This window comes from Candidatus Phyllobacterium onerii (assembly GCF_028331445.1).
GTDB classification, from domain to species: domain Bacteria; phylum Pseudomonadota; class Alphaproteobacteria; order Rhizobiales; family Rhizobiaceae; genus Phyllobacterium; species Phyllobacterium onerii.
On the sequence record NZ_JAQMHX010000006.1, the window covers coordinates 231882 to 246347 of the forward strand.

Here is a 14466-nt window from a genome sequence, read left to right on the forward strand (position 1 = left end):
CATAGAGGATGGCGGATGGTTTGAACAGACCCAAAGGTTTCGATTTGCCTTGTTGAAAATTCAACATCTTATGTACCAAATCGGAGCATATTTCCAAAAAAGCATTTTTCAATCGTAATGAGCAGGGTTAAAGGGAGAAGTACTTCCTGCCGGATTCCCCGCCATGCCCGATCTTCTGATGAACCCATGGTTCTATGCCGCAGCTGTCCCGGCCACGATTCTGATTGGGCTTTCCAAGGGCGGGCTTGGTGGTGCTATGGGACAGGTCGGTGTCCCGCTCATGGCGCTGGTTATGCCGCCGGTTCAGGCGGCGGCGATCATGCTGCCCATTCTGATCATTATGGACGTCGCAAGCCTTTGGTCGTGGCGTGGCTATCGTGATATGACGACCCTGAAGCTGATGTTGCCCGGCGGTTTGCTCGGCGTCGGCATTGGCTGGCTCACCGCCTCCGTCGTAACTGATGACATGGTGAAACTGATCGTTGGACTTGTTGCGATCATTTTTTTTGCGCGATACGTCTTCGCAAGCGCAGCGAAGCGTACGACCGCACAATCCCATAACGGTGCTTCGGCCACGCTTTGGTCTACGATTGCCGGTTTCACGAGTTTCGTCGCCCATGCTGGTGGCCCGCCCTACCAGGTTTACACCCTTCCGCTGCGGCAGGATCCGAAGATTTATAATGGCACGAGTGTTATTTTCTTTGCCGTTATCAATGCGATCAAGGTCATTCCCTACTTTGCTCTCGGACAATTCGATGCGACGAATTTAAAAGCGTCCGCTGTGCTCGTACCCCTTGCGCCCCTTGCGACATTCGCCGGCGCCTGGATCGTCAAGCGGATGCGACCGGAAGTATTTTATCCATTCATGTATGCAATGATTTTGCTGATGGGCCTGAAGCTCACCTACGACGGAATTGCCAACTTGTCATATTTTTGAACGAAAGTTGATCGGCGCAACCGCAACTTTTGCCCTATGTCAACATTATCAATCACAGCCTCCCAGGCGAGTCGCTTCCATCGAGGCCGGAAGCGGAATGACCGTGCATGACAGGATATTGGTGAACGCTATGACACAGAACCAGCTCAAACAGCGGGACACCCGTATCGACGTTTTCAGGGCTTTGGCTCTTCTGACGATCTTCATCAATCATATTCCGGGGACGGTCTATGAGAACCTCACTCACAAGAATTTTGGATTTTCCGACTCCGCCGAGGCGTTCGTATTGATCTCCGGTATAGCGGTCGGTCTCGCCTATGGTTCCAAGTTCGAATCGGGCAGTCGTCTTTTGACAACGCTCAAGGCCTGGCGGCGGGCTACGACCCTCTACTGCGCTCACATTCTCACTACAATCGCTACACTGGCGATTTTCTGTGCCGCAGGCATTTACCTGAAACGTCCCGACTTCATGTCGTTCATCAACATCGGTCCGCTGATGGATCAGCCGGCAAAGGCACTCATCGGCATTGCGACGATGGGCCATCAGATTGGCTACAACAATATCCTGTCAATGTATGGCGTATTGTTGTTGATGCTCCCAATATTCCTGATGATCGCAAGAATCAGCATTTCTGCCATGGTTGTTCTCTCAGGTATGCTGTGGCTGGTTTCGGGCGTATACCAAATCGCCCCGCCAAACTATCCAACCAATGGCGTGTGGTTTCTCAATCCGCTGTCTTGGCAGTTCCTGTTCGTTATCGGGATAGCCGGAATCATGCATGTGCGCCGAGGCGGTACCATTGGGTTCAACAAGTATTTATTCGGGCTTTCAGTGGCCTATATCCTGATTGCACTGGTTTGGGTGCGTTGGCCATTATGGGGTGTCGATACGTCCCTGGGCCTGCCGGCGGTCTTAACGGGCTTCGACAAAACGTTCCTGTCGTTGACCCGATTGGCCCATGTCCTATCACTCGCCTATGTGATTGTCTCTGTGCCGGCGATCTCCAATCTGGCCCGTCGTGCCCCAGATCATCCGCTGGCCATTCTAGGTAAACATTCGCTGCCGGTTTTTGTTGCCGGTACGATCCTTGCTATGGTGGCGCAGGTCGTCAAAGTCTTGAATCCAGGTGGTTTGCTCGACGATACGCTATTGATCGCGAGCGGGATCATGGCGCAATTTGCCTTGGCCTATTATCTCGAATGGCTGCCGCGCATCGGTTGGGGCGGGCGTCCGGTGCAAAAGCCGGTCAAGCCTCAAATAGCGGTTGCCGGCAAGGTGAGGGATGGGACAATGAAGCCGGCGACGAGAGCAGTTGCCTCGCGATAAACTCAACTTTCTTGTTGTTGTTAACCAGTCGTTAAGCATTACAATCTATAAATTGATCATCCAGTTTTCTGGATTCTTACCAAGTGGTTTGGCCACTTTGTTTGACGCCTCCCTGTTAGACTCCTGAGAGCCGCCTCGTTTTTGCGGCTCTTTTTTTATGTTCATATCTAAAGTTTAACCCTGCCGTTAACCCTTTATTAAGGATAAACTTGCGCTCCTGTGAGGATGCAGGCAGGTTGCTGGGGACTACCGCTAGCCGACCGTTGTGATACCTCGCTTGCTGTTCCAGTAAGGGAGCACTGCTTTGGAAAAATCGCGGATCGTGGCAGCGCATTTTAGGTAACAGGGCATATGATGACCGAACAGGAATTCCACGTAGACAACACGATAAGGCTTGCAGAGCGCATGGTCCGCTCGGAGAGTTTCAATCATCTCTACGATGAAGGCATGAGCCTTGTGGAAGAAGCCGCTTTCTACCTTGATGGCGAGGGCCGCGAGGAGGCCAAACGCCTGTCGCGCATAGCGGCGACGCTTTATGCAGCTGAATCAATGCGATTGACGACACGTCTGATGCAGGTGGCATCGTGGCTGCTTTTGCAACGCGCATCGCGTAGCGGTGAGATGACACTAGAACAAGTGCTTTCAGAAAAAGCCAAAGTTCGGCTTGATACGGACTCGGCGCCTGAAACGGTTGTTGGCTGGGACGAAATCCCACTGTCCTATTGCGATATCGTGCACCGCTCATTGCGCCTGCAGGCGCGCGTTCGCCAGATGGACGATGAAATTTACAATGATGGTGCCGGTACCGAGCAAAAGCGGGTCCTCTCAATCAATCCTGTATCCGATCAGATCAGTTTGTTGGCGACCGCGTTCGGCCATCGCTAACAACGCACAGATTTGTTTCTCTTTTGTTCACCTTTCTGCTGTCAAGATGTGTGACACGTGGATAAGGTTCGAGCATGAAAGAAGCGATTCGTATTCTAGGAATTGACCCAGGTCTTCGGCGGACAGGCTGGGGTATCATCGAGACGCTGGGAAATTCGCTGCGTTTTGTTGCAGCAGGCACCGTTCTTTCAGACGCCAAACTCGACCTTGCCTCCCGGCTCTGTCAACTACACGATGGACTTGCCGGTGTTATTCACGAGATGGTGCCGCATGAATCGGCTGTCGAACATACCTTCGTCAACAAGGACGCCACAGCGACGCTCAAGCTCGGTCAAGCTCGCGGGATCGCATTGCTGGTACCCGCGCTGGCCGGGCTCCATGTTGCCGAGTATGCACCTAATGCAGTCAAGAAAGCTGTTATCGGTGTCGGGCACGGGGAGAAAAAACAGATTCATATGATGGTGAAAGTGCTGATGCCGAAGGCTATATTCGACACCGACGATGCCGCAGATGCACTGGCAGTTGCCATTTGCCACGCACATCATAGGCAAAGCGCAATCGGGCGTATTGCCATCGAACAGAAACTGGCGGCACTCGGATGATCGGAAAGCTCAAAGGTACTGTCGACGAAATCGGCGAGGATCATGTGATCGTCGATGTGCACGGCGTCGGCTACGTCGCCTTCTGCTCGGCTCGGACACTTTCCAACATGCCGGGGCAAGGCGAGGCGGTTGTCTTGCTCATTGAAACGTATGTGCGCGAAGATTTGATCCGTCTGTTCGGGTTTGGCACTGCGCTTGAGCGTGAGTGGTTCCGCTTGCTGCAAAGCGTCCAGGGTATTGGTGCGAAGGTTGCGTTGAGCGTTCTCGGAACATTGACACCGTCTGATCTGGGCAATGCCATTGCGCTGCGCGATATCGCCATGGTCAGCCGGGCGCCAGGGGTTGGCAAGCGGGTCGCGGAACGCATCGTAACGGAATTGAAGAACAAGGCGCCAGCCTTTGCCGGTGAGGCGATGGGGACGATCGGGCTCAAACAGGAATTGGGCGAGGGCGTTGCTCCGGCTCCAGTGACGGATGCAGTCTCGGCTTTGACCAATCTCGGTTATTCGCGCGATCAGGCGGCCAATGCCATTGCCGCTGCCATGAAGGATGCCGGAGAGGGGGCCGATTCCACCAAGTTGATCCGACTTGGCCTGAAGGAGTTGTCACGCTAATGCGGTTGTTTGAACAAGCTGCTTATGCCAAGACACGCAAATGAGTGATGCCAGCCGCCTGATTTCGCCGGATAAGCGTGGCGAGGATCTCGACACCTCTCTGCGGCCGCAGACCCTTGCCGATTTTGTTGGCCAGGCGGCGGCACGCGCCAATCTGAAGGTCTTCATTGAAGCGGCAAAGTCGCGTGGGGAAGCACTCGACCATGTCTTGTTCGTCGGGCCGCCTGGACTTGGCAAAACCACCTTGGCGCAGATCATGGCTAAGGAACTAGGCGTCAACTTTCGCTCGACCTCGGGACCGGTTATTGCAAAGGCTGGGGATCTCGCCGCGCTTTTGACCAATCTCGAAGAGAACGATGTTCTCTTTATCGATGAAATCCACCGTCTCAATCCGGCAATCGAAGAGATTCTCTATCCGGCAATGGAAGACTACCAGCTCGATCTGATCATCGGTGAGGGACCTGCTGCTCGTTCGGTAAAAATTGATCTCGCCAAATTTACGCTGGTCGCAGCGACAACAAGGCTGGGGCTTTTGACCACGCCGTTGCGGGATCGCTTCGGTATCCCTATCCGGCTCAATTTCTATACGGTCGAAGAACTGGAACATATCGTGCGGCGCGGGGCGCGGATCATGGGTATTGGCGTCACCGATGACGGAGCGCTGGAAGTCGCTCGCCGTGCACGCGGCACACCGCGTATCGCTGGACGTCTTCTACGCCGGGTGCGGGATTTCGCTATTGTCGACGGCAAGGACAAGATCGACCGCGAAACGGCGGACTCCGCGCTGTTGCGCCTTGAGGTCGATTCGCTCGGGCTGGACCAGCTCGACCGGCGTTATCTTGCGATGATAGCGCACAATTTCGGCGGCGGGCCGGTTGGCATCGAAACGATTGCCGCCGGGCTTTCGGAACCTCGTGATGCGATCGAAGACATCATCGAGCCGTATCTGATCCAGCAGGGATTTATTCAGCGTACTCCACGCGGGCGGGTTCTGACCGCCAATGCCTGGAAACACCTCGGTCTCAACGCTCCGGCGGATATTATCCAGCAGCAGATCAACCTTTTCCAGGAAGACAGCTGATTACTGGGCCTTTAGCCCGAGACCTTTCAGAATGACTGGATCGAGCACTCGCTGCTTGTCATCGAGTGTAATGCCGAAAGCACCGCCCCATGACCACACTGACCAGGGGAAGCCGCGTTTGTGCGCAGCTTCGGTCATATCTTTCATATAAGAAGCGCGCCAGTCTGACGGCATGCGAAACTTTTTTTGATACTCCCTGCGTATCATGCCGAACTCACCCAGGAAAATGCGCTCGGGGGGGATGTTGTTGTTCTTTCCCCACGCTGCCGCCTTTTCGAATGGTTCATCCAAGGCGGCGAGAACTTCTTTATAGGTAGTCACGCCGCCAGCCATTTCATTGAACCCGACGAGCAGTTCCTCCCGACGCTCCTTGGGAGCTTTGGTCTCGATTGTTTTCCGAATCGCCGCAAGTCGCTCCTCAAATGCTTTTTCGCCCATCAGATCCGGCGGATAGGGCAGGCCTTCGACATAGCTCATGGAATCGCCTGTCCAGTCGGCACCCTGATGTGTCAAGACATAAGGTTCATAGGAATGAAAGGTCCAGATGACATTGTCGTCGCCGATGGGGGCGGGATCAACCTTTTCCAGCCCGTAAGCACTCGACCAGCAGCCGCCAGACAAAATCAATGTATGGTTTGGCGCCGCGCTACGAGCAGCCGCATGCAATTGCATCAACATCGCGGGCCATTTAGGGAAAAGTGTCGGGTCGCAGTCGATCACCGGCTCATTGAACGGTTCAAACGCAGTGGTTGCCGCATCCGTTTCGGAAAGCGCTCTGCCCAGCCGGCCGACCATCTTCAGGTATCGCGTGAAGAGTGTTTCGTCGGCCTGGATGTGGTTTGTATCGACCTTGCGATCGTCGCTTGGAATTGAATGGAAATCGACGATCACCTTCAGTCCTGCCTTGTGCAGCATGTCGACTGTTTTGAGCGTTTCCGCGATCAGTTTTTTAACGCGATCCTCCGACGCGTCCTCCAGAAAGATTGCAGGATCGACTGGCATGCGAACGAAATCAAAACCCGCGGTTCTGATGTGCTCTAGATCGCTGACGGTGGTTCCCTGTCGCCATTCGGGAAAATTGTCGAGGACAGCCGGTTCGTCCCAGCGATCAGGCTTGGGCCATGTGGTCCAGAGCTCGAGATTGAGACCGCGTTCCATGGTGAAAGTTGTGGCTGACCCCGCCGTTGAACTCGCAACCAAACAGAAGAGACAGAGAAGGACGCGCAAAAATGTGAAAATCAATTCTTCGCATCCTATTTCGTGGGGGCTATGGACAAAATGCCTACCAAGCCTGCAAAAAGGAAGGGCCATGGTCGAAAACAATTCTTCATCATTAATAGCCACTGGACTCGCCGGGGAAATTACGGATACCGGCCACCGCTTGCTCGCGCGCGTTTACTACGCTGACACGGATTTTTCCGGCGTTGTGTATCACGCACGTTATCTTGAATTTCTGGAACGGGGCCGTACCGATTACCTGCGCCTTCTTGGCGTTCACCACTCAGAGCTTGTTGACGGGAAACTCGGCGAAAGCATCGTTTGGGTAGTCCGGCGCATGGAAATAGACTTCAAATCTGCGGCAAGGATCGATGATGTGTTGACGATCGAGACGCGAACAGCGGAAATATCTGGCGCAAGGGTGCGAATGGCGCAGGCCATAAAACGGGGAGACGATCTCCTTATTTCGGCAATGGTAGAGGCGGCGATGATTAACGGTGCCGGCCGGCCACGACGATTCCCGCCGGAGTGGATCAAACTTTTTCAGCCAGCTTCGAAGAAATAAGCGCTGATAATTGCCCGCTGCCCTTAAAACATAAACTCATCCTTAACCATAACAAATCATGAATAAGACGTGCAGACGACAGGTTTCACGTTAACGCCTTCGTTTTACCAAAATTAACGTAAAGAAGCCGCGTTATGGTTACTGGAAAATTCCGGTTTTAAGCGTGGCTCATCTGGATTGAGACGATTGCGCCCCCGGTCGACACGCCGGGTTTTCGGATTCGAGGATTGTAGATATGGAAAATTTAGCGGTTGCCGTTCAGACATCGGACATGTCCTTGTGGGGGTTGTTCTGGCAAGCTGGGTTTGTCGTCAAGCTTGTGATGGTGGGTCTGCTCGGTGCATCGATCTGGACCTGGGCGATCATCATCGACAAGATTCTTGGGTTTGGCCGGGCAAAGCGCGCCTTCGACCGTTTTGAGCAGATATTCTGGTCAGGGCAATCCCTTGAAGAGCTCTACCGAAACCTCGGTGATAAACGCACCACGGGCATGGGTTCAATTTTCATTGCTGCGATGCGGGAATGGAAGAAATCGTTCGAAAAGGGTGCGCGTTCGCCAATCGCACTGCAAATGCGCATCGACAAGGCGATGGATGTGGCGCTGGCCCGAGAAAGCGACTACCTCGCAGCGCGACTGACGTTCCTCGCAACCATCGGCTCGGCTGGACCATTTATCGGCCTGTTCGGCACGGTCATCGGTATCATGACCTCATTCATGGGCATTGCTGGTTCCAAGTCCACAAGCCTTGCCGTAGTCGCGCCGGGTATCGCCGAGGCACTGCTGGCAACGGCTATCGGCCTGGTCGCCGCCATTCCGGCGGTTATCGCCTATAACAAGCTTTCGAGCGACGCGGGAAAACTGACCGCGCGCATGGAAGGCTTTGCCGACGAGTTCTCCGCCATACTCTCGCGGCAAATCGATGAGAAGCTGCCGCGGGCTTGAGGATGCATTTGAGAAACCGATACGTTAATTGCAGGATTTAATGCCATGGGCATGTCGATAGGTAACAACGGTTCTTCGGGTGGACGGCGGCGACGCGGACGTTCCAGCAAGGGCGTGATGAGCGAGATCAACGTCACGCCTCTCGTCGATGTGATGCTCGTGCTTCTGATCATCTTCATGGTAACAGCGCCTATGATGACGGTCGGCGTTCCAATCGATATGCCGGAAACATCGGCGCAGACCCTGAACAGCGAAGCTGACCCGATCTACGTCACGATCAATCAGCAGGGGCAGATCTACCTGCAGGAAACCGAGATTCCGCTGGAGGAGATCGTTCCGAAACTTCAGGCAATCGCCAAGACAGGCTATAACGAGCGCATTTTCGTGAAGGGTGACAAATCAGCCGACTACGGCACGATCATGAAGGTCATGGCACAGATTTCTGGTTCGGGTTTCAAGAATATCGGTCTCGTCAGTCTGCCGGAGGTTAACTGATCAACCATGCGGGCTAGCGTCACATCCTCCGCAATTATCCACGCTGTGGTCATCGGCTGGGGGCTTTTGTCGTTCTCCTCGCCGACGCCAATGGATATGGCGAATTCGGAGTCGATGCCGATCGATATCGTTTCAGATATAAGCCAACTGCAGAAGGGCGATAAAAAGGCACCCAAGGCCGAAAAGCCTGCACCCAAGCCCACTCAAGAACCACAGACAATTCCGGACGCTCAGAACGTCGGCGACAGTGAAGTCGACGCAGACATCAAACCTGCCCCAGAGACGAAACCAAAACCGATCGAAGCTGCCCAAGCGCCGAGGCCTTCGGATGCACCAGTCGCTAAGCCAGATCCGCTGCCGGAACCGAAGCCCGAAGTCAAGCCAGAGCCCAAACCAATCCCCGTACCGGCAACGGAGGTAAAGACCGAGCCCGCTCCGAAGGAAGAGGTAAAGCCGGATCCAGTGGCCGAGGCGATCAATGAGACCAAATCCGAGCCAGCGCCGAAAGAGGAAGCGAAGCCTACGCCGACACCTCCGGTAGACAAGCCCGCGGAAGAGGCATTCAAGCTACCCGATACGGTCGCCAAGCCTGAAGCCAAACCCACGCCACCAGCACAGACAGCCAAGACGCCGGATCGCAAGGAAGTACAGGAGAAGCCCAAGCCGACGCAGACGGCCGCGGCACCCTCAAAGGACAAAGACGGTATCGCTGATCAAGTCGCAGAACTGCTGAACAAACAGAAGCCATCAGCTGGCGGGGCCAAACGATCGAGTGATCAAGCTTCTCTTGGAGCGAACAAGGCTACAGGCGGGTCAAAGCTCAGCCAAAGCGAGATGGATGCCTTGAAGGGGCTCATTGAAGGAAATTGGAACAAGCCAGTGGGAGCCGAAGAGACCCCTGAAATGATCATCGTTGTGAAATTCAGGCTAACACAGAATGGCGAGATCGACGGCCGCCCCGAGGTCAGCGGCAGCGGTGGTGACTCCGGATTGTTGAATGCCGTAAAGAGCAGCGCCTTACGGGCGGTGATGAAATCGGCACCGTTTAACCTGCCTCAAGATAAATACGACACCTGGTCGAGCGTTGAACTGACGTTCCATCCTGGTGCTACCTGATGTTGATTATAGGCCAGCCAAAAGAGGGCCCTGAACTAATGCTAAAAATACTCCGGACTTTATGTGCAGCTTTCGCGATGGTCATGGCGACCTTGATCGTGGCGACGCTACCTGCGAAAGCCCAGCTGAAACTCGATATCACCAAGGGTGTTGTCGAGCCTATGCCAATTGCAATTACGGATTTTCTTTCCGGTGATCAATTGGGTACGAATATTTCTAATGTGATTGCTGCAGATCTGGAGCGATCCGGATTGTTCGCACCTGTCGATAAAGGGGCTTTCATCGAGAAGATCTCGAATCCCGATGCAGCACCCCGCTTTGAGGACTGGAAGGTTATCAATGCTCAGGCCCTTGTAACGGGTCGTGTTACCAAGCAAGGCGATGGCCGTCTGAAGGCCGAATTCCGCCTTTGGGATACATTCGCCGGCCAACAGCTTGATGGCCAACAGTTCTTTACTTCACCCGAAAGCTGGCGCCGTGTCGCCCATATTATTGCAGATGCAATCTATGAGAAGCTTACCGGTGAAAAAGGCTATTTCGACACACGCGTTGTCTTTGTCGATGAATCCGGTACCAAGGAAAAGCGCATCAAGCGCCTCGCGATCATGGACCAGGACGGCGCCAATGTGCGCTATCTGACCAATGGCAAGGACCTTGTCCTGACGCCTCGGTTTTCGCCAAGCCGTCAGGAAATCACTTACATGTCGTTCGAGGGTGGCAAGCCGCAGATCTACCTTTTGCAACTTGAAACCGGTCAGCGCGAGCTTGTTGGCAACTTCCCTGGTATGACCATTGCGCCTCGCTTCTCACCAGACGGTCAGAAGGTCGTCATGAGCCTGTTGCAGGAAGATGGAAGCGCGAACGTCTACACGATGGATTTGCGTAGCAGGACCACGACGCGCCTCACGAGCACATCAGCTATCGACACGGGCGCATCCTATTCTCCCGATGGGAGCCAGGTTGTGTTCGAGTCGGATCGCGGCGGCCGTCCGCAGATCTACAAGATGGGTGCCGACGGCTCAAACCCGCAACGCATTTCTTTCGGAGATGGCTCTTACTCGACGCCGGTATGGTCTCCCCGCGGGGATCTTATCGCCTTCACCAAACAATCTGGTGGGGAGTTCTCCATCGGTGTGATGAAGACCGATGGATCGGGTGAGCGAATTCTGACTAGCGGCTACCATGACGAGGGTCCGACCTGGGCTCCGAACGGCCGTGTGCTGATGTTCTTCCGCCTGCCGCCCGGCTCCAACAGCCCCAAGCTGTCGACCGTCGATCTGACTGGTCGAAATCTGCGCCAGATTCAAACGCCAAACCTCGCGTCGGATCCTGCCTGGTCGCCGCTGCTTGAATAATCGGTGGATAAACCAGCAACAACTGACAATCGCGTCCGTGTTTCAAGACATTGCCGCGAATGTCGTCTTTCCGCCTCAATTTGTGCCTTTAGGGTGCAGAACACATTCTGAAATTCGCCGTTAATCCTGGTGTTAAGAGTGGATTAACCCTGTTTCTGAACCGGCCCTTAACCTCGATATGGTTACTGCTTGTTCACCGAAACAATTCAATTCTTAAGGAGTCCAGGCTATGCGCCGCTTCGAAATGATCGCCCGCAGTCCAGTTTTCGTTGCACTCTTCCTGTCTCTCGCCATTGCGGGTTGTGCTTCGAAGAAAAACATGCCCAACAGTGCCGGTGATCTCGGTCTTGCCGGCAGCGCAAAACCTGGTTCCACTCAAGATTTCACAGTCAACGTTGGCGATCGTATCTTCTTCGACGTTGACTCCTCCGTCATTCGCGCCGATGCGCAGCAGACTTTGGCTAAGCAGGCACAGTGGCTCCAGCGCTATCCAAACTATGCGATCACGGTCGAAGGTCATGCGGACGAACGCGGCACGCGTGAATATAATCTGGCCCTTGGCCAACGGCGTGCAGCTGCGACGCGCAACTACCTCGCATCGCAGGGTGTACCCGCAGCGCGTATCAAGACACTTTCTTACGGCAATGAGCGTCCGGTCGCCGTTTGCGATAGCGAATCGTGCTGGTCGCAGAATCGTCGCGCCATCACAGTTCTTGGCGGCGCTGGTAGCTAAAAGCCGGTTGGCTCTATCAGGGAAAAGCGGCTTTCGGGCCGCTTTTTTTGTTTGGTCTCCGGTCAAAACAAAATTTGGCCGAAGTCACGTTGCTCGTGTTAGATAAGCTGCCGCAAATCCCAGCGGTGTTTCTATTTCCCACATCAGGGCGGTAAAAGGAATGAATAAACGACTGAAGAGAATGGTGCTGGCAATGACGGTGCTGCCATTTCTGGCGACCGGCGTGGGCCATGCTTCAAGCGTTGAGGATGGTTTCCCCTCGCTGACGCCAAAGGCAGCCATTGTGACAAACGATGCGCCCGTGCTCATGGCGCAGGCAGGCGACCCACGTGTCAGCCAGCTGGAGGAGCAGATCAGGCAGCTTACCGGCAAGATCGAGGAACTGAACTTCCAGATTCTGCAAATGCAAGAGCAGATGCGGAAGGTACAGGAGGACAATGAATTCCGGTTCCAGGAATTGGAAAAGGGCAAGCGGTCGGATGCTGGGGGCAAGAGCGACCGCAGCGTTGCCTCTGTAACGCCCTCGCGGAAAGCCGGGGAGGCATCGAGCGATGCCTCCACCAACTCAGCAGCGCCCACTATAAGCTCGTTGCCCGACACCACTGATTCCGCTGCCATTGACCCACAAACCGATGCTTCCGGCTCACCACAGCTTGGCGAGCCGCCACGTCCGCTTGGACAAATCGAGTTTGATGCCAATGGCAACGTAATTGGTGGTTCCAGAAATGATACCCCAGCTGGTCCGTCTTCAGATAACACGACGGTAGCAGCTCTACCGGACACCGATGATCCAAAGGTGCTCTACAGCCAAGCCTATCAGTTGTTCCTGTCTGGAGACTACAAAAGCGCTGAAGCGGCGTTTCGCAGCCACGTGGATCGTTTCCCGAAAGATCCGGCGGATCCTGATGCGCGATATTGGCTCGGTGAATCGCTTTACAGCCAAGGGCGTTTCCAGGACGCCGCCTCGGTCTTCCTCGATAATCACAAGCAATTTCCTGACGCCAAGAAAAGCCCCGAAAATCTTCTGAAGCTTGGCATGACTCTGGCAAAAATGCAGGATCATGAGGTTGCGTGCGCAACGTTTGCCTCGGTCAATTCCCGTTACCCAAATATTTCTGCAGCGATCAAAGAGCGCGTGAAGAATGAACGTGCCGCCAACAAATGCTGACCAGGATATTGATCCTGCCAGCGTTTTCGATGCGATTGATTTCGGGGAGCTGAGATCTGTCATAGTTGCTGTGTCGGGCGGAAGTGACTCCTTGGCCTTGTTGTGCCTTCTGATCAGCTATCGCGCGGCACAAAGCACCTTTCCAAAAATCATCGCCGTTACGATTGACCATGGACTTCGACCTGAATCTGCTGATGAAGCGCATTTTGTCGCAGGACTCTGTAAAACAGCAGGAATTGAACACCGGATCTTGAACTGGGACGGACCCAAACCGGATACGGGCCTGTCCGCCAAGGCGCGCGATGTCCGCTATAAGCTCCTGTGTCGCGCAGCGCGCGATGCAGGTACCGACGTGATCCTTGCAGGCCATACACTTGACGATCAGATCGAGACCTTCGTCATGCGCTCAGCACGAACGGGAGAGGGAGGGAGCGATCGGGGATTGGCCGGTATGGCATTGGCGACCTTACTTGATCGCGAGGTTTGGCTCGTGCGCCCTTTGCTCGATGCCTCGCGAGAAAAGTTGCGCGACTATCTCCGCGCCAGAGGGATTGCCTGGCGAGACGACCCTTCCAATGAAAATCCAAAATACGAGCGCGTTCGAATTCGCAAGGCTCTCCGGCTCGTGGATTCCCGGGAAATGGTCTGCGAGATCGTTGAAAAAGCAAACAAAAGACGCGCGCTGAACGATAAGGTTGCGGAGTTTCTACCGGATTGCGTGACTATTCACCATGGAATCCGCGCTGAGGTGAGCCGCGCAGACTTGGTTTTGCAAGAGGAGGGCGTCCAACAACTTGTCGTGGCCATACTAATGGCAACGATGGGCGGGCAATCATATCTGCCGCCGGTCGAAAATTGCGAGAAGGCCCTCGAGCATATCTGTTCGCAACGGTTGTCGGGGCGTATCACAATGAACCGTTGTGTTCTTCAACTCAGCAAGAATAAAGCCGTCATCTATCGTGAAATGCGCTCTTTGCCGAACATTGCTGTTGAACCGGGCGAAATTGCCATCTGGGATGGTCGATACCGGATCGGCAATCATACCAACAAATCAATCAAGATCAGAGCGACTGGTATATTAGGGCTGGAATTTTTGGGCGATGTCCGCCCATCCAATTTTCACCGACCATCGACTTTGTCGAGCCCCGCTGTGCTTCTCGACGGCGACATTGTCGACGTTCCGGCTTTCGGTAATCACGGGAAATTGGCTGAAGGAATTTCTGTGACGCGGCACCTTGCCCTGTTCGACCATATTCTTTCGGGCTATGATGAAATGCTTGCTCAATCCGTTGCAGAAACCTTTCAACTACAGGGGTACAAGCGGTCTCCTGTAAACCAGATTAATAAGAATTGACGTGAGTTTGAACGCCAGCCTTGGCAATGGCATGCTTCGAACCTATGTTACGTATAAATTCCGCGTCCTTGCG

The 14466-nt window shown here is 54.3% G+C and carries 15 protein-coding genes; 14 read left to right on the forward strand and 1 reads right to left on the reverse strand.

The window, feature by feature from the left end:
• Positions 1–163: 163 nt before the first annotated feature.
• The 6 genes from PHA01_RS15840 to ruvB all read left to right on the forward strand — a co-directional run bounded on the left by PHA01_RS15840 (position 164) and on the right by ruvB (position 5446).
• Complete coding sequence (locus PHA01_RS15840) at positions 164–937, forward strand: sulfite exporter TauE/SafE family protein (protein ID WP_271897077.1); 774 nt, start codon at positions 164–166, stop codon at positions 935–937.
• Positions 938–1067: 130 nt separating this feature from the next.
• Positions 1068–2264, forward strand: coding sequence for an OpgC family protein (locus PHA01_RS15845; protein ID WP_271897080.1), 1197 nt, complete (start codon positions 1068–1070; stop codon positions 2262–2264).
• A 351-nt stretch (positions 2265–2615) separates the two neighbouring features.
• Positions 2616–3149, forward strand: a complete 534-nt coding sequence (gene rcdA, locus PHA01_RS15850; RefSeq protein ID WP_271897082.1) for a protease adaptor protein RcdA — start codon at positions 2616–2618, stop codon at positions 3147–3149.
• A gap of 74 nt (positions 3150–3223) precedes the next feature.
• A complete protein-coding gene (ruvC, locus tag PHA01_RS15855) occupies positions 3224–3751 on the forward strand; it encodes a crossover junction endodeoxyribonuclease RuvC (RefSeq protein WP_271897084.1) in 528 nt (175 codons plus the stop codon).
• Positions 3748–4365 (forward strand): Holliday junction branch migration protein RuvA, encoded by a 618-nt coding sequence (gene ruvA / locus PHA01_RS15860; protein WP_271897086.1) that lies wholly within the window; start codon positions 3748–3750, stop codon positions 4363–4365. The genes ruvC and ruvA overlap by 4 nt, the downstream gene beginning before the upstream one ends.
• Positions 4366–4405: 40 nt before the next feature.
• Positions 4406–5446 (forward strand): Holliday junction branch migration DNA helicase RuvB, encoded by a 1041-nt coding sequence (gene ruvB / locus PHA01_RS15865; protein ID WP_224510913.1) that lies wholly within the window; start codon positions 4406–4408, stop codon positions 5444–5446.
• Here ruvB and PHA01_RS15870 read toward each other — a convergent pair whose 3' ends face one another.
• Positions 5447–6604: a glycoside hydrolase family 5 protein gene (locus tag PHA01_RS15870; protein ID WP_271897089.1), complete on the reverse strand. Its 1158-nt coding sequence runs from the start codon at positions 6602–6604 to the stop codon at positions 5447–5449.
• Positions 6605–6755: 151 nt separating this feature from the next.
• On the opposite strand from PHA01_RS15870, the gene ybgC reads away from it, so the two are divergent.
• From ybgC to tilS, 8 genes are all read left to right on the forward strand, one after another.
• Positions 6756–7229, forward strand: coding sequence for a tol-pal system-associated acyl-CoA thioesterase (gene ybgC, locus PHA01_RS15875; protein ID WP_271897390.1), 474 nt, complete (start codon positions 6756–6758; stop codon positions 7227–7229).
• Positions 7230–7464: 235 nt separating this feature from the next.
• Entirely contained in the window at positions 7465–8172 is a 708-nt protein-coding gene (gene tolQ, locus PHA01_RS15880) for a protein TolQ (RefSeq protein ID WP_106719136.1), read from the forward strand.
• Between the two features lie 45 nt (positions 8173–8217).
• On the forward strand, positions 8218–8667 hold the full coding sequence (gene tolR / locus PHA01_RS15885; RefSeq protein ID WP_271897092.1) for a protein TolR: 450 nt from the start codon (positions 8218–8220) through the stop codon (positions 8665–8667).
• Between the two features lie 6 nt (positions 8668–8673).
• Positions 8674–9783, forward strand: a complete 1110-nt coding sequence (locus tag PHA01_RS15890) for a hypothetical protein (protein WP_271897093.1) — start codon at positions 8674–8676, stop codon at positions 9781–9783.
• Positions 9784–9821: 38 nt separating this feature from the next.
• Complete coding sequence (gene tolB, locus PHA01_RS15895) at positions 9822–11138, forward strand: Tol-Pal system beta propeller repeat protein TolB (protein WP_271897094.1); 1317 nt, start codon at positions 9822–9824, stop codon at positions 11136–11138.
• 229 nt (positions 11139–11367) lie between these two features.
• Positions 11368–11871, forward strand: a complete 504-nt coding sequence (gene pal, locus PHA01_RS15900) for a peptidoglycan-associated lipoprotein Pal (RefSeq protein WP_112523733.1) — start codon at positions 11368–11370, stop codon at positions 11869–11871.
• Positions 11872–12031: 160 nt separating this feature from the next.
• Positions 12032–13039 carry a tol-pal system protein YbgF gene (gene ybgF, locus PHA01_RS15905; protein WP_271897095.1) on the forward strand — a complete coding sequence of 336 codons (1008 nt, stop codon included), beginning with the start codon at positions 12032–12034 and terminating at the stop codon, positions 13037–13039.
• Positions 13014–14393, forward strand: coding sequence for a tRNA lysidine(34) synthetase TilS (tilS, locus tag PHA01_RS15910; RefSeq protein ID WP_271897096.1), 1380 nt, complete (start codon positions 13014–13016; stop codon positions 14391–14393). The genes ybgF and tilS overlap by 26 nt, the downstream gene beginning before the upstream one ends.
• The last annotated feature ends 73 nt before the right edge of the window (positions 14394–14466 follow it).

Excerpts from the sequence above, each read along its gene's own strand:
- PHA01_RS15840 (WP_271897077.1), top strand. The coding sequence starts at position 164 with ATGCCCGATCTTCTGATGAACCCATGGTTCTATGCCGCAGCTGTCCCG.
- PHA01_RS15845 (WP_271897080.1), top strand. The coding sequence starts at position 1,068 with ATGACACAGAACCAGCTCAAACAGCGGGACACCCGTATCGACGTTTTC.
- rcdA (WP_271897082.1), top strand. The coding sequence starts at position 2,616 with ATGATGACCGAACAGGAATTCCACGTAGACAACACGATAAGGCTTGCA.
- ruvC (WP_271897084.1), top strand. The coding sequence starts at position 3,224 with ATGAAAGAAGCGATTCGTATTCTAGGAATTGACCCAGGTCTTCGGCGG.
- ruvA (WP_271897086.1), top strand. The coding sequence starts at position 3,748 with ATGATCGGAAAGCTCAAAGGTACTGTCGACGAAATCGGCGAGGATCAT.
- ruvB (WP_224510913.1), top strand. The coding sequence starts at position 4,406 with ATGAGTGATGCCAGCCGCCTGATTTCGCCGGATAAGCGTGGCGAGGAT.
- PHA01_RS15870 (WP_271897089.1), bottom strand. The coding sequence starts at position 6,604 with ATGGAACGCGGTCTCAATCTCGAGCTCTGGACCACATGGCCCAAGCCT.
- ybgC (WP_271897390.1), top strand. The coding sequence starts at position 6,756 with ATGGTCGAAAACAATTCTTCATCATTAATAGCCACTGGACTCGCCGGG.
- tolQ (WP_106719136.1), top strand. The coding sequence starts at position 7,465 with ATGGAAAATTTAGCGGTTGCCGTTCAGACATCGGACATGTCCTTGTGG.
- tolR (WP_271897092.1), top strand. The coding sequence starts at position 8,218 with ATGGGCATGTCGATAGGTAACAACGGTTCTTCGGGTGGACGGCGGCGA.
- PHA01_RS15890 (WP_271897093.1), top strand. The coding sequence starts at position 8,674 with ATGCGGGCTAGCGTCACATCCTCCGCAATTATCCACGCTGTGGTCATC.
- tolB (WP_271897094.1), top strand. The coding sequence starts at position 9,822 with ATGCTAAAAATACTCCGGACTTTATGTGCAGCTTTCGCGATGGTCATG.
- pal (WP_112523733.1), top strand. The coding sequence starts at position 11,368 with ATGCGCCGCTTCGAAATGATCGCCCGCAGTCCAGTTTTCGTTGCACTC.
- ybgF (WP_271897095.1), top strand. The coding sequence starts at position 12,032 with ATGAATAAACGACTGAAGAGAATGGTGCTGGCAATGACGGTGCTGCCA.
- tilS (WP_271897096.1), top strand. The coding sequence starts at position 13,014 with ATGAACGTGCCGCCAACAAATGCTGACCAGGATATTGATCCTGCCAGC.